The following is an 18,926-nucleotide window of genomic DNA, read 5'->3' as shown; positions in this document are numbered from 1 at the left end:
GATGGTGGCTACATATTGATGTTGTGCTGTTGCTTTTTACTGAAAGCTGCTACTAACGACTCATAAATCTACCCTTAATCGTGTATTGGATGATAGTTGCGGATTTTAGGTCCAATACAATATTCATTTTAATAATCTAATGACTATAAAGTTGGTTTATTGTATGGAGTACGTTCATGGAGATGACGGAAACTCTCGATACGTTCTTCATTCAAGGTTCCTTCATCCCACATTCTATCTAATTCTGCATCAGCCATCTGAACAAAATAATCAGAGATTACCTTATTCAAATCTCGCAAAGCCTCAGGAGTCTTTATAAATGACAGCATATCGAGGATTTGCAATTGAGCTTGATTCATTGTTGCTATCTGTGCCATAATAATTCACTTTATTAATTTCTAACCGCAAAGTTACGCTTTTTCTTCGAAACCACCAAGAATATCAAAAGAAATCTGCAACTCATCAGCCAATTACCCCAAAATCATCAGTAAACAGCAACCTATAAACTATTAATTGTAAATTATAAATTGCGAACTTCCCTCACCCGGCGGTCCCATCCCGCACAAGATGGCGAGGGCTTTGATGCCCCGCCAACCTTAGAGCGTAGCGGTTCCGAGCACCGGAGGGCGGTTTTCTCCCTCGCTCCTGAGGAGAGAGGGCCGGGGTGAGAGGTGGAGCCTTCCTTAAGGGTAAGGAAGGACGGGTAGGTTTTCGAAAAAATCACCTCAATATTTTTAGGTAAACCTCTTTCTTTTAGTATTCGAAAGGACTTTCAAAGTCCTTCAACACCTCATGTTTCGTATCCTTCTCGGAAAGATTAGCGTGTTCCGTAGGAATGCGCCAATCGATTCCGAAAGAATCATCCAGTATCGAGATACCACCATCAGGCCTTCTCTTTAAACGCACGCTCACTGAAGCTCTCGAAGAAATAGCCACGAGCATCTCTAAACAGGCGAGGCTCAATGATGAGTACGCCTTCAATATCTGTCTTTATTACGTTCATTATATCAATTATAGTAAAATCGGGCTACTAAGCTCCATCCCCGAAAAGTAGCTTAATAAAAATGGAGAGCGGAAACCGTTCGTCCGAAATATCTATATTTTATTCCATATATTATCTGCCATACTGATCACCTAAATATCTTTTGTTGCTTTGATACAACCATTATTTCTTCAACCCTTGATACACTCCTCCCACTTCATCAGCAATCTGATTCCAATCATACTTGCTCATGTCGTAATTCACATGCTGCAATGGAGTCTCGATAATCTTTCCGAGCTTTTCCGAAAGTTCATCCACGTTGCCACAATGGAAGTAATCATCCTTTGGTAAGCCAACCTCCAGATTCGCAGGAATATCACTCACTACCACCTTTACACCATAGCTCATCGCCTCCAACAGGGCAATCGGCAAACCTTCGTGCGAAGAAGGGAGACAATAGCAACGGCAATTCGTCAACAACGAATGAAGCTTTCTACCTTTGATAAAGCCAGTAAGCACCACACCATTCTCCCTTGCCATCTGCTTCAATCCCAACGAATACTCATCCTCGAAATCCGTATCGCCTGCTAACACTAACTTTATATCCGTGGAATCCGTGAGATCCGTGTGCGTTTTTTTCCATTTCACGAACGCCTCCACCAGATGATGCAGGTTCTTCTCTGGCACAAATCTGCACATACCCAGAATATACTTGCCTTTCTCTATCCCCAGTTCCTTGAAATATTCAGGATAGTCGCAGATTTCAGGCTCAGAAACACCATTATATATAAGGTGTACATTCTTAGTCCTTCCATATTTACGGGCAATGAGGTTCTTGATGACGTTCGAGATCACGATGACATCATCGGCAAACATGCAGCCCATCCGCTCCCCCATCTTCAGGATAGTCTTGGCAGCAAATCCCCACTTGTCCCTGTCATAGTCAGGACCATGATGCGTAAACACCACCTTCATACCCAACAGTTTAGCGTATGGAACCAGCAGCGCAGGACCGATGGCATGGATATGCAATACATCAGCACCCAACTTCTTCGCCTCTTTGATGGCACGGAAAGTATGGATGATAGCCTCGAAACTCTTCTTCTTGGGCGAAGGAATCGTCACCAGTTTCACACCTTTCCATTCATGCAAGTCATCCTTCACATAGTTCGAGCGACGGATCAGCGTTACGTCATACCCACGCTCCACCATTCTAGGGAACAATTCCTCACAATGCGTCTCCACGCCACCCATGATATTCGGGATCCCACGAGTACCTGTTACAACTATTTTCATAAAAACTAGAGATTTTCAAAATAAAAGTATTACCTTTGCAGGCATGAATAAGATTTCAAACTATATCAAAGAAGCCATACAGTACTTCGGCATCATCTTGATGTCGATGCTCTCCGCACTGTGGCTTCTTATCAATCATAAGAGAATCAAGTGATTACTTGATTTCAATATTTCTATCAGTTTCCTTCTTGGTTGCCTCATAACCCTGGCTAGCCACGTCAGCGTTCACGATGTCCTCTCCACGCTTACCCTTCAAAGCCTCCTTTGAATCGGCAGAAAGGCCGTTGTTTACCACGGCATTCATATCGCAGGTAGAAAGCTTGTCAAGCTGTTCCTTAGTCACCTTACCATCACGATACTCGCAGCAGATAGGGTTCTCATACATAGAGTACTTCATACCGAGCAGGCTCTTCAGCTTGTGCTTAACCACCCACAGGGCAGGAGTCTTGATGTACTTGTGCATGGCAGGAGAAACAGAACCGATCATCCAGCAGTTTCTGTCGCAATGTCTTACCTTCTTGCGAACCTGCTCAGCCTCTGGAGAACTCCAAAGCTCATCCCAGGTCTGGCGGTTCAGGTTACCCATCACCTCCTTATCCTTGGTACCATTACATGGCATCACATCACCGTATGGGTCGATGAAGAAGGTATCGAAACTCATATCGCAAGGCAAGAGACGCTTCTGACCATAGATATAGTTAATGAGTCCATGGTTGAAGTAAGCACGGAACCACTTCTTAGGAGAGTTAGACTTCAAGAGCTCGTTCACCAGGTTCTCGAAGTTCTTAGCCACCATCGGACGGTCGTGGATGATGTTCTTAGCCTCAACGAAGTAGAAAGAGTTATGGAGCGATGCGGTAGCGAACTCCATACCCATCTTGTTGCTCAACTCATAGAGAGGCACGAGGTCAGGAGCGTTCTTGTCCTGAACGGTCATACCGAAGCCCACATCCTTCAATCCCATCTCACAGAGCTTCTGCAAGGTAGTATAGCCACGGTTGAAACCATTGTTCAAGCCACGGATTTCATTATTGGTCTGCTCCAAGCCCTCGATAGAGATACGGATACCAATCTGTGGAAACTCCTTCGCCAGGTCGATGATACGGTCGGTGAAGAAGCCGTTGGTAGAGATTACGATACGGTCGCTCTTCTTATAAAGCTCACGTACGATATCCTTCAAATCCGTACGGATGAAAGGCTCACCACCCGTGATGTTGGTAAAATACATCTTAGGAAGTTTCTTGATAGTCTCTATAGAGATTTCCTCCTCTGGCTTAGAAGGAGCCTTGTAACGATTACACATAGAACAACGCGCATTGCAACGATAAGTTACAATGACAGTACCATTTAATTTCTTTTCTGCCATAATAAAATTAATCTATTATTGTTTTGTGAAAAAATAAACGTATAAAGGATTAGCAAGAACATTCTTTCGAAAGCTCTTGCTAACCTAATTATTGTATAAAAAAATCTAATAAAATTTCAGTTTGTGTTTTTCAAGAAAGTAAATAGACCTTTCCTTATTTTTCTTCGAATAGGTTCAGAGGTTTTTGAGGAATGATATGCTCAATAAACTCAACTATACGATATGACTTATTCTCGTATGCACGATATTCCTTGTTATACCTCTGCACTCTTCTGAGTTTCACTTTGATGGCATCTCCCTTACCAAATCTCTCACCTTCATCAATTTTCTGCATCAAAGCATCATCTTTGACTATCATGGAGATTTTAAATCCATTATACATGAATTGCCAGCGAGAACCACGTTCAAAGTTTAAGCCAACTATGACAAGAGTTGTGATTTCCTCCTCAATTCTTTCCTCTGGCACAGCATCTTCCGTATCAAATCCATCATAAATATAATCCTCAAATTCCTTACGCTCAAATTCAGCACATTTCTCACCACCATCACCTTTGACAGTGAAGCCTTCCACACTTGGATCATCATTTGCTGTTTCCATTGATTTAGAGACTGCTTGTCTTACAATTTGCTGATTATAAGTATTAATCGTGATATTTACATTATCTCCCATTTTAAGAATTGTATCAGCATTTTTCTTCTCCTCTTTAGTCTTGACAGGCCTACCTTTGAAATGCTTATATAGCTTATATACACCACCTACTACACCACACAAAGCAGCCACGTATTCTACAACATCTTTTGAGAACAATTGTTCTACAATATTCTGTGCCACAGATACATCTACCACGAAAGAGCCTTGCTTCAAGGCATTCACCTTAAGCGTAACCTCACGAGCGCCCCCACTGAGTTGCTTGTTAGCCTCAGTGACAACAGATTGATAGTGAATCAAAATATTCACTAGAGTATTGGCATCAATACTATGAGTCTGTCCTTCAAATTCTAGTTGCATAGTCTTATGTTTCATTTATAACGTTTCTGCAAAGATAAGGATAATTTAATGAACTCACATCATTATCCTATCACTTTTAACAGTATTTATCCGAAAATTCGCTCAAAACGATTTTTCATATATCTTCATCAGCTTCTCATAGTAAGCTTCACTAGAATACCTCTCGATGGCATTCTTCGCAATCGCCTCATAGTCGAAGTGATGTTCAAACATCTTGAGGATTTTATCCTTTAAATCCCCAACATCACACGACGTGAAGGTCATACCGCTCACACCTTCCTCTATCAGTTCCGGAATACCACCAATATTTGCACCTAAAACAGGCGTGCCAAGGCTTTGTGCCTCAATCACGGTCAGTGGATTATTCTCACTCCATTCAGCAGGAAGCACCATCATGCGAGCCTTCTGAAGGATAGGCATAAACTCCTCCCATTGCATCAGGCCCTTAAACTCGATATGAGAACAGTTCTTATAAGTTTCCTTCAGTTCCGGAAGCAACTCACCGTCACCAATCACTATCAATTTCTTATCGAGCTGAGCAGCCGCCTTACACAAGGTTCTCACACCCTTCACTTCATTCACTCGTCCCAGATAGACATAGTAGTCTTTCTTTATCTGAGTCTGAGCAGAAACCTCAGGGAGTTTGGTCACATCGATAAAGTTGCAGAGCACTCTGAACTTCTCGGGAGAATAACCGCCCTTCACACAGGTATCCATCATAAACTTAGATGGTGGAAGGAACCAGTCCACATACTTCTGCAGCACCTCCTTGTTCCATTTCTTAGCTTCCAGATAACCCACGATAGCTCCAGGGATACTTCCAGGCATACAGCGATGCTTCACCACTGCCAGTTTATCCGTAAAGCACTCCTCGCACCACTTGCCATCTCTCATGCAGGTATAGCAAGGACAAACGAGTTTGGTATCATGCAATGTCCAAACCACCTTTGCCCCGAATTCATGCGCCAACTTGGCAATCAGCGGAGAAAGCTGCGTATGGATATTGTTCAGATGCACCACATCTGGCTTGAAGTCATTCAGTAGTTGCGAGAACTTGCTCTTCACCTCCCCATCACCAAACGGACGGGTAAAAGCCATCAATTTGCTCATATTCTTTGGAAAGTATTTCTTCCAAGGCGTATCCAGATTCTTCGGATAGTCCATGGCAAATACCGCCACCTCATGCCCATGCGCCTTCAGCAGCTTTTCCAGATTGAGCATATAGATACAATCACCGCCACGGCGGTAATAAAACTTATTTGCTAATAAAATCTTCATTTCTTATAAGAACTTAATTTGCTTCCCACAAAGGGAAACACATAATATTTGATAACGTGCGAAAAGCATATCGCACCAATCAATGTTGCAATACAAGTTGCTACATAGAGCATATCATTATTATGGATGGATCTTTCTAAATGAAACATACTTGCCACCCTAAAAAACATCATGTGACAGAGATAAATCTCCATACTAATACCACTCAGATACTTAGCCACCCTATTGTTCAACACAATATCCTTGGAACCTATGGCGTAAATCAGCCAAGCTGCAAATACAATGAGTTCTGGCAAGATAAACAAACCTTTGATATCAACAACAAATCTTAATATGGTAAGTACAAGACATGATGCTAAAGCTATGATCCAATGTTTCTCCACCCAATTCTTGATACCCTGACGATAGAGATAAATCATACCACCAGAGATAAAGAAAGGAGCACTATTAATAATATTACTACGACAGAATCCATTACCATTATTAAAAGTATCTATTGCTATATAACAGAATAGCAGTGATAACACCAGTACCATCCATCCTCTCTTCTTATTATCCAACAGGAAAGTAAAAAAAGGGAAAAGCATATAGAACGTAAATACCGTACCTAAGAACCATCCTACACCTATCACTTCAATATTTGGATTAGGCAAGAGATTAAAGCACATTGTCAAATCTGCAAAGCTTTGACAAAACGTACTCCAGGATGGTTCCATCGCAAAGCTAATCATCACCATCATTGCAAAGAATGGCCAGGTACGATGATAGCGCTTAACATAGAACTTCGCAGGAGTTATTGCTCCCGACTTTACTCGTTCATAATATCCACAGCACATACTGAACGCACTTATAATCATGAACAGTAATGTGAAATTTGTGAACCACGGAATCACATTGCCAGTCAAGATGTTATCACTTGGCTTAATCATAAGATTAGCCCGAACGTGCATCAGCACAATACCTACAGCAGCGTAAGCACGCAACCCATCCAGCGAAGAGTAATTTTCTCTTACTTTTGCTGATGTGGGGGGTACTATTATTCATTTTGAATCTCATTTATCTTACTATTTTTATCGACCAACAATGATCTTTATTATTGTATTTCAACATATCTCTATAGTAAGGTAATAATACCAATGCAGAATCTATTACAGGAGAAAATAATCGATATCCATCCTTTTCCTTAATAATTTGTATATGATATGTTGATTTTATAACATCAATTCTATCTTTTAATTTTTCATTTTCAAACAACAATTTCTCAAACATTTCTCTATCAACATGAGTATCTTGATTGATTCTATTTTTAAGCTTTTCATCCTCATATTTTCTTGAGATTGAATCTTTTTGCTTTTCAAGCTGATGATATGTAACAACCCTTCCATCACCATGCACACCATAAGTCACTGTCATATTCGAATCAGGCTCCATAATGGCATTAAAAAGAGAATCCTTCCAATTACTGCTGGCCAATTCTCTTTCCATTTGATCATTTCTATCTAACAACAAGAAATTACCCAAAGCGGAAAAACCTAAAACGCATATACAAAATAATAAAAAATTACTAAAAATTTTATCTACTTTCTTATTTTCATTATTTCTTTGTTTAATTGCCTTTATGAGTTCTTGATTTAAAGAATCACCTGTAGCATTTATAGATATTTCCAATTCATCAATGAGCGAAGTCAAGGATCTATTATCTTTTTTACTTTTCTCTTTCATGCTGTATATTTTGGCTAGAATATCTTTCAACTTTTACTAACAAAAGACTATTTTCTTTTTGTAGTTCATTATTTGCATTACGTAAAGAGTCTATATAACGTGCTGTTTTTAACCACTCTTTCTTTTCCTCCTCTAGTTGCTCTAGTTTCATTTGTGTTTCTTTGTAATAACATCCAAACTTAAAACCAGTACAAACAAAAATTCCAATTATAGCAATCTTTGCCCAAATACTATCTAACGGAGACAGAATATTAAAGAATTTGTTTTCAAGAGTTTTCCCCATTCTTTTTACTATTATATTCCTCCAATGACTTAAAGATAGAATCTGCAAGCCTTGTTCCTGTAGAGATAAACTTTGCCAAAACCCTCAATTGCTCCTTACAGGCTATACTCTCCGTAGGATGAGGATAATTAATGCAATGAGCTATCTCACCCCAAATCTCCTCAAACAAGGTCCGAACCTGAATTTCGCAACATACATGGCTACGCTCATTGTTTGGTTTTACAACATAATGAATACTTGTATAATAAGTATCACGGACATTACATTGCAAGCCCAAACTCTCAAAGAATTTCTTCGATTCAGGATCCCAAGTATTAGCAACAGGAGGTTCAACAAATTTCCATTCCCCCTCTTCCACAAACTTCATAATGGCAGTATGAATATAGACAAATTGATTCTGATATAGATGAAGAACTCGAATACCAGCAAAATCTGTGATTTTTTCAAACAGATTTTGCTCATTAATATCATCACCACTCTCCAGCTTACGCTGAAGCTTATCCCTCAAATGTTCTGGATCTTTCAATCTCCATTTCAGAGAATGAATAATAGGTAGAGGCGGTTGATTCAACGATGGCTCATGTAGGAAGAAAGAGTGTACATTATCAAGAAACCTCCCATACATATACTTATCTTGCTCATACAACCCTATCAAAGCATCAATATCAACCATATTCTATTCATCTAAAGTTGCTATTCTTTCCAAAAACGCCTCTGCAAAAACTCTATATTTCTCCCTTGTAGGATAATACAATGAAGATGCATTTCCTTTTATTGTACTTTTATCCTCACTATCCAAATCACAATTAGGCACTTCCCAAATTGGTTTTTTATATTTCTGACTCATATTAGGAAGCGTATTATGTGAGTGCATAACAGCCGTATTACCTATCGGGTTATGCACCATATCAGAAGAAAGGTGTTTACGAACTTCTTCTACTACATATTTTTCTATAACAGAAGGTATTTTTTGTGCATAATTATAATGAGCTTGCGCTAAATCCCATTCATTCAAATGCTTCTGATATTTTTTTGCATTATAAATAGTATATCCCAAAAATTGCACAAATTCATTAGGAAATCTTTCACGCTTACTGTTTGATATCAATTTATATATCGTATCAAATTCTTGTTTCCATTGCTTTAAAGAACTTCCTATGTTTCTAATACCATACATAGAAAACATATCTGGAAGACAAGGCACTATAAATCCATCCACTGTAGAAATAATAACCTTATTTAATGCACCCAGACTAGGAGAAGTATCCATCAAGACAAAATCATATCCGTCTCGCTGTGCATATGCTTCTGCAATTGTTCTTATCCTTGTAATTGTACGAATCGCCAAAGGATCACCTTGATATACATCACTCCAACGTCTAGAAATAGCATTCTCAAAGCTATTAATTGTCAATCTACCTGGAACAAGCCCCAATCTACCATTTAACATTATAGCAGGTGGCAATTCCGAAATTTGAGAATCATCAATACCATCTTCCGTAGTTTTAAGAAGATAGTGAATACTTCGAGGACTTCCATTAATCTTTCTGAAGGTTTCTTCATCTGCCATTTTTTTTGCACTGCCAAAATCATCAATGAACGGATCTTCCTCTTCCCAAATATGTTCCAAATAATCCTCTTTAATACCGCAAATAGTCAGATTACACTGAGGATCCAAGTCTATCATCAAAACTTTTTTCCCCATTTCAGATAAAATCCAAGAAAGATGAAAAGCGAGCGTAGTTTTTCCTACGCCGCCTTTATTATTGAATAATGAAACTATTTTCATAATTTACTCCTCCTCAGCTGTTACTTGGCAAGTCAACTTGCCATTCTGCCTACTGGCATTATTATACCACTGCAATGGACGAGCATTGCTTATCACATCAGCACCACCCAATGAATCTGGTTTTATATGGTCTATCTCCCATCCATTATTATAACGGTCAGATCTATCCCCATACATGTCCCACTTGATAAACGCGCCACACTGATCTTTACGCCATACAGCAGGATCAGAACCAGGGACAACCTGTCCCTTGTTCCAAATCTGTCTTCTTTCTTCAATTGTCCAATTTGCCATAATTCAAATATTTTAATTATTACTTTAACTGAAGTTTCGCAAGTTAATATATAAACTTGCTTGTTTATAAATATACATATATCTTGTGAAGATTTGCCAGACATTCATATAAGCTTGTAAACCAGCATTTATCTTAACAAGAAGCTATCCCAATGCTTGTCTCAAATACTCCCACATTCTATCTCTATATACCAACGTTTTCTCCTCAACAATCTTCCAATCAATTTCTTTATCCATTACAGCTACCAAATCAGAATTGGCAGTTACTCTTCTGCTATTCAAACCAAGGTTTCCACAAACGGTGTCGATGCGAGAATTCTTGGAAGCCCCCGAAGTCGCAGCATATCTGTTGAATATCACGAATTGTTTTTCCATAAGAATGCTAAAGGCACAACCATGGAAAGAATCTGTAAAAACATACTCCGCTCCACGAAGAATATTCAAGAACTTATTCGGATCTACGTCAAATGGTGTGATGTCACCAAAGTTTTCATCATACTCCACATACTGATCCAAGAACTTCAAGAAGACTATCTTCATTTCTTTTTCTTTGGCGAACTTTTTTACCGCCTCACGATAAGCAATGTTCGAACCTAAGAAATAGCAGAAGATATATGGCTCATTATAAACTTTTTCTTCAGGCACCAGCTTCCCCCATTGCTCCTTGTCAAAAGCAAATACAGGATCCATCAATACAGGCACATCCCTTCCTGTCAGTTCCTTGACAATCTCAACACCTCTATTCTCACGACAACTCACATAATTAATTCTTTGTAAGTATTTTGCTGTAGCACGTTTCTGATACCATGGAATCTGACTAACTCCAAAACTGGATGCAAAAGAAATTTTCATGACCTCATCAGGTACAAACATCAAATTATAGAAATTGGTACCAAGACCTGCTGGCGACCATAATTGGTCACTGCAAGTTACTACAGCATCAAATTTTGATGCCATTTTCTGAATGTCAGAATAATAAGCGCCAAAGATTTCGTACTGATCAAAATACTTGGCGTCATACTCTTTGAAGAGTTTCCTTCTCAGAGCCAATAGAGGAGCAACCTCGGGATGCTTCTTATAAGCATGACTGCGACTCCAGTCCTCCAACTTGTCTTGGCGGAAAGTGGCATTAAATATACGAGGCAAAGATTTAACCTTAAACCACAATCCTGCTTTCCCATAATGGATAACTTTACATTCTTGCCCCAATTCTTCCATCACTCTTAGTGTGGCAAGAGCTTGAAGTTTGCTTCCATAATTTATCTGTTCATATTTCAAACAAAGTCCTATCATACTTATTTCCCTTTATTTATAAAATCTATCAAAAACCACAAATACTTTCTACGTCCAACGAATTGCTGCGCCAAGCAAACTATTTCAGAGATATAGTCTTTTATTCTTGGCTTTTCAAACGACTTGTCATAAACTGGTGTCTTACGTCCCATTAATTTATCCATATTGACGACCGCTTGAGCACGTCGTTTCTTTGGATAAAGCATAGCTGCTTGACTATCATTTAACACTTGTGCCGACACGTCATCCATTTTGATGTATCCTTCCTTTGCAGCATTCTCAAATTGTGTTTCCCAATACTCGCTTCGAGTAATCCAAGAACTGATGCCAACTTCATCCTTATCGTAGGGAGCAATGTGAATGTCGCCAAAGCAAACATCAGCCAATTCTCCATAGTGGTCGATACAAGTTAAACAGCGATGTGGCTTAAAAAAACTTCTTAGCATCGGACCATAGTACGAGGTGAAGGGAATTCCTCACCACCGCCACCATGCAGGATGGTCAGCTTTCCCAAACATCCCTCATCACGATAAGCAAAATACTTGATATTTGATTTTTTCACACCATAATGTCTGAAAATATAATCCTGCCCATTAAAGGTTCTACCAGAGGAGCAATAGATAGAGAAATAGCCAACAACATGCTCTCTAAAACGCCTATCAATAGCTGCTCGTTTACGAAAGCCTTGTATATGACAAGGCGTACCCACCACTACAAACTTTCCTTCCGAACGAGCAATCTCATTGCCAACCTTATTTAATGCCACAGGACAATACTTGGAACTTTGAGCGTTGATTACCTCATCAGCAGTTCTTGCGATAAAAGAAATCGGGGTGATGTGGTCATCCCCATAACCTGTTACTAATGCACCATCTATGATGTTCTTCTCCAACAGGTAGATAAGAAATTGTGAAACCATACCACCACTGGCAGAATGGTAGCGAATAGCATCATCAAGACTATAACCTGTATGCAGTCCGATATATCTACCAATATACTTATCTTCCTTGGTGCAGGTATCCACAAAATGCTCTTTAGCAATGCTTACAAGATTAACACCAACTCCAGGACACACTTTCAGACAACGCCCACATTTATTTCCCAAGCATAAAGACTTGTCGAGTCTTGGACGATGCTCACTATGAATTCGAACGATAGATATTGCTTGTTTCGGACATACGTCCTCGCAGATACCACAACCTGTGCAAAGATGATTTTTTACTGTATATGTTATGTTATTTAGCATGGTTAAATATATCTATTAACATTTGGACAGAGTTTTCTGTTGTAAGATTTCTCCGATAACTTATGCAGTTATTAACAAACATTGCATTATTATCAATGATTTCCTTCAACTCTTCTACACTCCAATTATCTTTAGCTATTCCTAAACGTTCCTTATCAATATATTCAGCTGAAGCAGGTTGCCAGTTTGTTAGAATAGGAGTACCAGAAACAATGGACTCGGGAATTGATACCATATTCAAATCCTTACGTGTATTTACAAGAAAAGCCATAGAAGAACGAATATACTCATTCAATTTTGCTTGGGAAAGAAATCCTACAAATTTTACCGATTCTTCCAATTGTAGTTTCTTCACCAATAACTTAAGGTTATTTTCTTCCTCTCCACGACCTGCAATAACCAATCGTATATCTTCATATCCAGGAATATTATGTAAATGATAAAACTTTTCGATAATACCATCTACATTTTTGCGATAAACCAACTGAGAAGAGCTTATAATCTGCCTTTTCTTTTTGTCAGATTGGATAAATTTATCAACATTGATGCCATGATCTACTATTATAGATGATGTTTGCTTCAAGTATTGTTTGGTAAATCTATAAGCTGAAAAAGAACGAGGAACAACAACTTTGATATTACTCATACAAACAGGAACAACAACATTAAACCAAATTTTTGATGGAATCTTAAATAATTTTTGTTGATGTTCCGTCTGCTCCTGCCACAAAATAGTTTTTAATGGGCAGATTTGAGCTGCCATCAAAGACTGAAAAGTGAAAACTCCTCCTGAGACAACAAGATCATACTTAGTATGATTCTGCTTAAGAAAATGTTTCAGTTCTAAAGAAAACGGCAATGAAGAAGGCTTAAATATTTTCCTAAAATTACTTTTAAAGAACAACACTTCAACATCATACTCTTCCTTCTCTATTGGCTTATAATCTGCTGAAGCTACTAAAGTTACATGATGCCCTAACTTCTTTGCTCCAAGACACATATTATATATCATTGTGTCTTTGATTGATTTCATCTTTGGAATTACCCCTTTTTCCGGAGTAAACAAAATAGCATTTAGAAAAAGTATATTCATCTAAACTTATATTAACTTTATAGAAAAAAAGCATCATTTTGCCAACACACCAAGTTTCTTTTGTCCTCCTTTATCGCCATTAAACATTTGCAGAAAAGTATAAACTTTTAAAGTATGTTTAGGAAATAAAGTGAACAAAAATCCTTCTATTCGATATTTTAAGATACTACATCTCATTAATATCCTTGAAAAATTGCCCTTATAAATTAAAGTCTCAACCTCCTGTTGAATCTTACAAGAATATTTTGTACATTCAAACAAAGCCTGGTTCACATTATTACCGACAACATTGTAAAACAAATATTTATCCAAAGAGGGGAGTTCCTTCGAATATTCTTTGTAGCGAGAGGCAATCGTAATCAAATCAAATAGCTTTTGAGGATTAGAAGTCGTCGTTATAGATCCTTCACGTTTGTACATATGATAACATTCGCCATCCATGGATGCTACTCTTCTTGCATAGTACAATACACGAGGAGTAAATTCATTGTCTTCGTGCAATAATCTTAGATAAAACCGAAATCCAAATTTATCCAAATAATTACGTCTATAGATATAATATTGGGCACAATTATATTTTCTGTATTCTTGCAAAAACTTTCGACCAGAAATGACCCCAAAATCGACGAAATCACCTCGTTTAAATATTCTATTAGAAATGTACTCGTCCGATTGTATATAAAGAATATCTGGAGTAGTTGCATCCAATTTTACAAAAATTTTCTCCAAACAATTTGACTCAATCCAATCATCGGAATCAACAAACCAGACATAATCTCCCGTAGCGTGCTCTAATCCAAAATTTCGAGCGGAACTAAGCCCTCCATTTTCTTTATCAAGAATTTGGAAATTAGAATGAATATTAAAATCTATTGCCTTTTTTAAAATTTCAACACTATTGTCTTTCGTGCCGTCGTTTACAAATATCACCTCATACTGAGATGGGGGAACATTTTGATTGAGAACACTTTCCGCACAACGTTCAATATACTTTTCAACGTTGTAAATTGGTATTATTATTGATAGCTTCATAAGTCTTATGATTAAAATATTTCATTAGATAAACTGAGAATATAACAAATACTATTACTGGAGTGTTAGTACACAGAGAATTGTTGGTATTTATCAATATTGCCAAGACAAGCATATACATTATAAATTGATATTTCGAATCACATAAAGCGAAAAGCTTTTTTGCCCAAAGCACTATATAATAAATTAAATATAAGATACCGAATTGATATAAAATGATAAATAGAGAATTTTCAAGATACCTTAAACCATTTTTCTTCATTAAGAACTCGATTTGCACTCCATCAGTACCAAAAGGTAAGTCTACAAAGGTTAGGTCTTGTAACATTTTCAATATCAAAAAACGAGCTTGCGAACTTGCATCGTCTTTATTCATTTTTGTTGCTAATCTTGAACCAAGTTCAAAAGTTTCAATCTGTACAAATAAATAAGCAAGACAAGCCCAGACAAAGAAAAACATCAATATCTTTTTCGTAACAGAAACATTTTTATTCAAAAACAAATCTCTCCATAATCCAACCCCTAATACTCCTCCCATCAAATAAATAGAGCTACGAGTATTAAAGCAAAACAAAGCCATTAATCCTAAGAAATACAACGAATATTTCATTGGTAAACTAAGCTTTGACAACATCACGGCAATCATCATAGTTGAAACAATAAAAGCATTCTGCAAAGGATGGCCATGCAAGCTATGGGACCGAAGTTCATATAGCATAATACCGTCATTCCACATATTCTTATAGTCAAATATTACAACTCGAGTTACAGCCTCAAGCAATGCAACACCACATTCCACCAAGAAAAAAAGGCACATCAAATAGGTCAAATATTTAATCGTCTTAATATTAGCAGAACGTAATATTGCAAGTACCATCATAGGTTCTATTGACATTGTTAGCATTTGTGCAAGATTCCCGACCCTAAACAAGAAGATTCGTAACAGAACTATCAATAGCGAAAAGAACAAAAAGATTTTATCCTCTTTCAAGAATCTTACTTTACGATTACTTAAATATGCCCATATTAAGAATGGAATTCCTTGATAATGAGTTCTTGCAATCAATCCATCTTCAGTAGGAATCAATCCACAAAAGGACATAATACTTGTTCCGAAGAATAAAGTTACAAAAGCATAAATCAAAAATACCCAATCAATTTTTATATTTGTTCTTTGCATAAGTAATCTGAACTGAATATCTAACAAACATCAAAAACAAGCGATTTTTAATTTTTTCAAAAATCGTTTTCGTATCTTTGTGCCACGTTGCTGTATAATGATGTATAGCACAAGTGTTAGGAGTTATTGTCAACTCCCCAGTATAATAGTTCTTGGGACAAAAATACTCTTCTGGATATATTGTGATTTCCCCACAATGCAAAAAGCCATCACTTTGTCGTTTTATACCTTTTTTCTGCATGATTTTTGAAGTTATATCAACTATCGTTCCACCGATTTTTCCAAATGCAGAAAACAAATGTTTATCGTCATAAACATCCAATAGCTCTTTGTACAGTCCGAGGCCTGGGTTTACCCCAAGCCCGAGGCCTGGGTTTACCCCAAGCCCGAGGCCTGGAGCAACGCCTACGCAGTTAGGCGTTGCTCCAGCTTGTTTTTTTTCGAGTCCCATAAAAGCTCCATTGGCAATTATGTCATCCATATTCTTGATAACCTCTACATCCGTATCAAAATATAGACCACCATATTTATAGAGAATCCAGAAACGGGCATAATCACTAACAAAGGCATACTTCTTTGCCTTGTATGCCTCAGCGGTATAAGGAATGATATTCACATCAAAGTTACTCTCATTCCACTCCTTTATTTCATAACCAGGGAGATACTTTCTCCATGACGCTATACACTTTTTTGCGCTCGCTGGCAATGGATTACCACCAAACCAGCAATAATGAATTATTTTTGGTATCATTATTTTACATTAATTGTTGTATTTAATATATACTGAGCTACTTTTGCTGGTGCCCAATATTTTTCGTATTGTTCAATAACGTACTCCTTGCTAATTGGTCTTAAATGTTTCAGCTTATCAGTGACTTCAGTATAATCAACTTCATTATCAGGCAGATAACCCATTTCTCCGATTTCCGTCACTTCATCACCAAATGGATGATACCATTTCACATGAAGATTATCCGTAGCTATAGCTGTACCGCATACGAAGCTATCAATGAAACGAGCAGGAATACTCATTCGATAACCAGAAACATTGACATTGTACTGGAACTTTGCAACGTGTTTAGAGAAATCTTTCAGCGGGATAACTAATTCCCCATTAGTATTAACACCAGTGTCAGAGTTACCTCTATTAATAACTCTAGCATCATAACCTTCACCAAGCCCATCCATAATATCGGCAATCTTAGCTCGCTTCTCATTAGGATGGTTTATCTTATTACCAAAGTATCCCAAGATATCTGACTCCCAATCCCAATCAGGTTCTGTTACATGTTCTGTTGGCACAGGACCAGCAGCATTACCGAAATAACACATTGCCTTACCTGTTTGCTTTACAGAACGTGCAGAAAGTAAATTGTTATAAGCTGCATCCAATTCTTTGAACGAGCAGGTTCGTCCCATTGACCTAACAGCAAGCAACAAAGGTTTTATTTTTTCGTTACATAGATATACCTCTGGACATAATTTGCGCTTTGCTTTCGTTTTTCCCGCATCTTTAGGATTTTCAAATTCTGAATCAAAAAAAGGAATATATTCATTACCAATTTTAAATCCCTTTGAGTCGAATTCTTTTGGGCACTGAATTTTGAAATATACATCGCAAAAACGGAGAAGAGTCCCACTAAACATGTTTGGACTATCTGCTGAATCAATACAAAAAGTATGCTTACCTTTTTCATCTAAAACATATCCTCTAAAATAGGCCTCTGTTTTTATTTCTTTATTTCCTTGAAAATAATTCTTAATCTTATTCAGGCAGCGAACAAAGAACTGTGCATGATTTATAACATAAAGCTTTTGCGAAAGCGGCAAATCAAACTTTAATTTGATAATACCGCTTTTGTCTAAAAGCATAAAACCATAAACAAACCATTGATAATAGATAATTCTATTAGAAAGATCAGTAACTACTACTATTGGTTTTGACATACTATTTTCTAGAAAGAAGTTTGACTTCATATTCTATAACATTCTGTAACCCTTCCTCCATATCAACCATTGGAGTCCAGCCATACTTCTCATGAGCTAAAGAATTATCACAAAGAGAATACTTATTAACCTCATGATTTAATATTTCACTCTTGATAGGATAGGCACCTTCATATAAACCTGGATACTTATACCAGTAATGATCTGTATTAGCGTACTCTGCCTTGATATCCTTACCCATCAAACGCTGTGCTATGGCGTACATTTCATTTACAGAATAATTCTTATTAGAAGAAACATTTACACAATCAAAGCCCTCTGATTTCTGCACAAGAATTGCTAGATTAATCAGGTCTTCTACATAGATGTAATCTCTTCTCTGCTCTCCTGTAGAATGAAAAACAGGAACTCTATCATAATAAAGTTCACGAATCATATAGCCTACAAAAGGAGGTTGCTTTCTCAAACAATCAATATGTGGACCATAAACATTAGCAAAACGAAGACAAGTAACGTTCATTCCATAAGTCTTGCAATATGACTCAGCAAAGCGTTCTGCACAATACTTCGTATTCGGATAAATCAATGTTGGTTGTTTGAAATTATCCTCATGTGTAGGGAACTCTGTCTCGTTTTCATACATTGCATTAGTACTAGCTTGAATTACTTTCTTGACTCCATAAATGCGCGAATTCTCCAATATATTAACAAAACCAACAAGATTCACCTCTATGGCTTCAGTTGGATTCAACTGACAATCTGGCAATGGTGCTATACCTGCGATATTATAAACGTAGTCAATTTTGTTATTCTGAAAAATCTCCTTAATTGCTTCCTTATCACGAATATCTACTTTCTGAATTTCGGAATTAAAGTCATGATCCTCAAACATAAGGTTATCTTTGGAACCATAAGAAAAATTATCAATCAGAATAAGTTCTGCACCATCTTTCCATAGACGATGAGCAAGCTGTGACCCAATAAAGCCAGCAGCACCAGTAATTAACCTCAAATCCGCAACCTATAGGGTTTAGTGGGATTTTGCTTGCAAAGCGACAAAATTCATTTTATTGTACATATTTCTTGCACAACAGAAATGTCGCAGACACAAAATCC

20 protein-coding genes and 2 pseudogenes are annotated in these 18,926 nt (G+C 37.5%); all 22 read right to left on the bottom strand.

Annotation, left to right across the window (positions count from 1 at the left end):
* Positions 1 to 143: 143 nt before the first annotated feature.
* The 22 genes and pseudogenes from ACTQ16_RS15950 to ACTQ16_RS15845 all read right to left on the bottom strand — a co-directional run bounded on the left by ACTQ16_RS15950 (position 144) and on the right by ACTQ16_RS15845 (position 18,822).
* Positions 144 to 377, bottom strand: a complete 234-nt coding sequence (locus ACTQ16_RS15950) for a dephospho-CoA kinase (RefSeq protein ID WP_217762358.1) — start codon at positions 375 to 377, stop codon at positions 144 to 146.
* A 376-nt stretch (positions 378 to 753) separates the two neighbouring features.
* Positions 754 to 1,003, bottom strand: a pseudogene (locus ACTQ16_RS15945) (dTDP-4-dehydrorhamnose 3,5-epimerase family protein).
* 162 nt (positions 1,004 to 1,165) lie between these two features.
* Positions 1,166 to 2,278, bottom strand: a complete 1,113-nt coding sequence (locus tag ACTQ16_RS15940; RefSeq protein WP_441938391.1) for a glycosyltransferase family 4 protein — start codon at positions 2,276 to 2,278, stop codon at positions 1,166 to 1,168.
* Between the two features lie 154 nt (positions 2,279 to 2,432).
* Positions 2,433 to 3,644 (bottom strand): radical SAM protein, encoded by a 1,212-nt coding sequence (locus tag ACTQ16_RS15935; protein ID WP_441938390.1) that lies wholly within the window; start codon positions 3,642 to 3,644, stop codon positions 2,433 to 2,435.
* A 154-nt stretch (positions 3,645 to 3,798) separates the two neighbouring features.
* The gene (locus ACTQ16_RS15930) at positions 3,799 to 4,653 is read right to left on the bottom strand and encodes a hypothetical protein (RefSeq protein WP_441938388.1); all 855 of its coding nucleotides are present in this window, start codon (positions 4,651 to 4,653) and stop codon (positions 3,799 to 3,801) included.
* Between the two features lie 102 nt (positions 4,654 to 4,755).
* Positions 4,756 to 5,931 (bottom strand): glycosyltransferase, encoded by a 1,176-nt coding sequence (locus ACTQ16_RS15925; protein ID WP_441938386.1) that lies wholly within the window; start codon positions 5,929 to 5,931, stop codon positions 4,756 to 4,758.
* Positions 5,928 to 6,923 (bottom strand): acyltransferase family protein, encoded by a 996-nt coding sequence (locus ACTQ16_RS15920; RefSeq protein WP_441938395.1) that lies wholly within the window; start codon positions 6,921 to 6,923, stop codon positions 5,928 to 5,930. Before ACTQ16_RS15920 ends, ACTQ16_RS15925 begins: the two co-directional genes overlap by 4 nt.
* 64 nt (positions 6,924 to 6,987) lie before the next feature.
* Positions 6,988 to 7,653, bottom strand: coding sequence for a hypothetical protein (locus ACTQ16_RS15915; protein ID WP_441938384.1), 666 nt, complete (start codon positions 7,651 to 7,653; stop codon positions 6,988 to 6,990).
* Entirely contained in the window at positions 7,637 to 7,936 is a 300-nt protein-coding gene (locus ACTQ16_RS15910; protein WP_441938382.1) for a hypothetical protein, read from the bottom strand. The genes ACTQ16_RS15915 and ACTQ16_RS15910 overlap by 17 nt, the downstream gene beginning before the upstream one ends.
* A complete protein-coding gene (locus ACTQ16_RS15905) occupies positions 7,920 to 8,609 on the bottom strand; it encodes a RelA/SpoT domain-containing protein (RefSeq protein ID WP_441938381.1) in 690 nt (229 codons plus the stop codon). Before ACTQ16_RS15905 ends, ACTQ16_RS15910 begins: the two co-directional genes overlap by 17 nt.
* A 3-nt stretch (positions 8,610 to 8,612) precedes the next feature.
* The gene (locus tag ACTQ16_RS15900; RefSeq protein ID WP_441938380.1) at positions 8,613 to 9,725 is read right to left on the bottom strand and encodes a ParA family protein; all 1,113 of its coding nucleotides are present in this window, start codon (positions 9,723 to 9,725) and stop codon (positions 8,613 to 8,615) included.
* Positions 9,726 to 9,728: 3 nt separating this feature from the next.
* Positions 9,729 to 10,019 carry an HNH endonuclease signature motif containing protein gene (locus tag ACTQ16_RS15895; RefSeq protein ID WP_441938378.1) on the bottom strand — a complete coding sequence of 97 codons (291 nt, stop codon included), beginning with the start codon at positions 10,017 to 10,019 and terminating at the stop codon, positions 9,729 to 9,731.
* A gap of 144 nt (positions 10,020 to 10,163) precedes the next feature.
* Positions 10,164 to 11,312 carry a polysaccharide pyruvyl transferase family protein gene (locus ACTQ16_RS15890; RefSeq protein ID WP_441938377.1) on the bottom strand — a complete coding sequence of 383 codons (1,149 nt, stop codon included), beginning with the start codon at positions 11,310 to 11,312 and terminating at the stop codon, positions 10,164 to 10,166.
* A gap of 2 nt (positions 11,313 to 11,314) precedes the next feature.
* Positions 11,315 to 11,758 carry a Coenzyme F420 hydrogenase/dehydrogenase, beta subunit C-terminal domain gene (locus tag ACTQ16_RS15885; RefSeq protein ID WP_441938376.1) on the bottom strand — a complete coding sequence of 148 codons (444 nt, stop codon included), beginning with the start codon at positions 11,756 to 11,758 and terminating at the stop codon, positions 11,315 to 11,317.
* A complete protein-coding gene (locus ACTQ16_RS15880) occupies positions 11,752 to 12,336 on the bottom strand; it encodes a coenzyme F420 hydrogenase/dehydrogenase beta subunit N-terminal domain-containing protein (RefSeq protein ID WP_441938393.1) in 585 nt (194 codons plus the stop codon). Before ACTQ16_RS15880 ends, ACTQ16_RS15885 begins: the two co-directional genes overlap by 7 nt.
* A gap of 54 nt (positions 12,337 to 12,390) precedes the next feature.
* A pseudogene (locus ACTQ16_RS15875) lies at positions 12,391 to 12,558 on the bottom strand (4Fe-4S binding protein); the annotation flags it as partial.
* Positions 12,548 to 13,651: a glycosyltransferase gene (locus tag ACTQ16_RS15870; RefSeq protein ID WP_441938374.1), complete on the bottom strand. Its 1,104-nt coding sequence runs from the start codon at positions 13,649 to 13,651 to the stop codon at positions 12,548 to 12,550. The pseudogene ACTQ16_RS15875 and the gene ACTQ16_RS15870, both read right to left, overlap by 11 nt.
* Before the next feature lie 33 nt (positions 13,652 to 13,684).
* Positions 13,685 to 14,683 carry a glycosyltransferase family 2 protein gene (locus tag ACTQ16_RS15865; protein WP_441938373.1) on the bottom strand — a complete coding sequence of 333 codons (999 nt, stop codon included), beginning with the start codon at positions 14,681 to 14,683 and terminating at the stop codon, positions 13,685 to 13,687.
* Positions 14,646 to 15,863 (bottom strand): hypothetical protein, encoded by a 1,218-nt coding sequence (locus ACTQ16_RS15860; protein WP_441938371.1) that lies wholly within the window; start codon positions 15,861 to 15,863, stop codon positions 14,646 to 14,648. The genes ACTQ16_RS15865 and ACTQ16_RS15860 overlap by 38 nt, the downstream gene beginning before the upstream one ends.
* Positions 15,838 to 16,614: a glycosyltransferase family 32 protein gene (locus tag ACTQ16_RS15855; RefSeq protein ID WP_441938369.1), complete on the bottom strand. Its 777-nt coding sequence runs from the start codon at positions 16,612 to 16,614 to the stop codon at positions 15,838 to 15,840. The genes ACTQ16_RS15860 and ACTQ16_RS15855 overlap by 26 nt, the downstream gene beginning before the upstream one ends.
* The gene (locus tag ACTQ16_RS15850; protein ID WP_441938367.1) at positions 16,614 to 17,810 is read right to left on the bottom strand and encodes a hypothetical protein; all 1,197 of its coding nucleotides are present in this window, start codon (positions 17,808 to 17,810) and stop codon (positions 16,614 to 16,616) included. Before ACTQ16_RS15850 ends, ACTQ16_RS15855 begins: the two co-directional genes overlap by 1 nt.
* Position 17,811: 1 nt before the next feature.
* A complete protein-coding gene (locus ACTQ16_RS15845; protein ID WP_441938365.1) occupies positions 17,812 to 18,822 on the bottom strand; it encodes an NAD-dependent epimerase/dehydratase family protein in 1,011 nt (336 codons plus the stop codon).
* Positions 18,823 to 18,926: the final 104 nt, after the last annotated feature.

The sequence above is a fragment of the Prevotella sp. LCP21S3_D2 genome (assembly GCF_052118345.1).
In the GTDB taxonomy this organism is placed as follows: Bacteria; Bacteroidota; Bacteroidia; order Bacteroidales; family Bacteroidaceae; genus Prevotella.
This window is presented reverse-complemented; position numbering and strand designations above follow the sequence as displayed.

Excerpts from the sequence above, each read along its gene's own strand:
- ACTQ16_RS15865 (WP_441938373.1), bottom strand. The coding sequence starts at position 14,683 with ATGAAGCTATCAATAATAATACCAATTTACAACGTTGAAAAGTATATT.
- ACTQ16_RS15870 (WP_441938374.1), bottom strand. The coding sequence starts at position 13,651 with ATGAATATACTTTTTCTAAATGCTATTTTGTTTACTCCGGAAAAAGGG.
- ACTQ16_RS15895 (WP_441938378.1), bottom strand. The coding sequence starts at position 10,019 with ATGGCAAATTGGACAATTGAAGAAAGAAGACAGATTTGGAACAAGGGA.
- ACTQ16_RS15905 (WP_441938381.1), bottom strand. The coding sequence starts at position 8,609 with ATGGTTGATATTGATGCTTTGATAGGGTTGTATGAGCAAGATAAGTAT.
- ACTQ16_RS15915 (WP_441938384.1), bottom strand. The coding sequence starts at position 7,653 with ATGAAAGAGAAAAGTAAAAAAGATAATAGATCCTTGACTTCGCTCATT.
- ACTQ16_RS15950 (WP_217762358.1), bottom strand. The coding sequence starts at position 377 with ATGGCACAGATAGCAACAATGAATCAAGCTCAATTGCAAATCCTCGAT.
- ACTQ16_RS15900 (WP_441938380.1), bottom strand. The coding sequence starts at position 9,725 with ATGAAAATAGTTTCATTATTCAATAATAAAGGCGGCGTAGGAAAAACT.
- ACTQ16_RS15890 (WP_441938377.1), bottom strand. The coding sequence starts at position 11,312 with ATGATAGGACTTTGTTTGAAATATGAACAGATAAATTATGGAAGCAAA.
- ACTQ16_RS15850 (WP_441938367.1), bottom strand. The coding sequence starts at position 17,810 with ATGTCAAAACCAATAGTAGTAGTTACTGATCTTTCTAATAGAATTATC.
- ACTQ16_RS15860 (WP_441938371.1), bottom strand. The coding sequence starts at position 15,863 with ATGCAAAGAACAAATATAAAAATTGATTGGGTATTTTTGATTTATGCT.
- ACTQ16_RS15885 (WP_441938376.1), bottom strand. The coding sequence starts at position 11,758 with ATGCTAAGAAGTTTTTTTAAGCCACATCGCTGTTTAACTTGTATCGAC.
- ACTQ16_RS15940 (WP_441938391.1), bottom strand. The coding sequence starts at position 2,278 with ATGAAAATAGTTGTAACAGGTACTCGTGGGATCCCGAATATCATGGGT.
- ACTQ16_RS15855 (WP_441938369.1), bottom strand. The coding sequence starts at position 16,614 with ATGATACCAAAAATAATTCATTATTGCTGGTTTGGTGGTAATCCATTG.
- ACTQ16_RS15925 (WP_441938386.1), bottom strand. The coding sequence starts at position 5,931 with ATGAAGATTTTATTAGCAAATAAGTTTTATTACCGCCGTGGCGGTGAT.
- ACTQ16_RS15935 (WP_441938390.1), bottom strand. The coding sequence starts at position 3,644 with ATGGCAGAAAAGAAATTAAATGGTACTGTCATTGTAACTTATCGTTGC.
- ACTQ16_RS15930 (WP_441938388.1), bottom strand. The coding sequence starts at position 4,653 with ATGCAACTAGAATTTGAAGGACAGACTCATAGTATTGATGCCAATACT.
- ACTQ16_RS15910 (WP_441938382.1), bottom strand. The coding sequence starts at position 7,936 with ATGGGGAAAACTCTTGAAAACAAATTCTTTAATATTCTGTCTCCGTTA.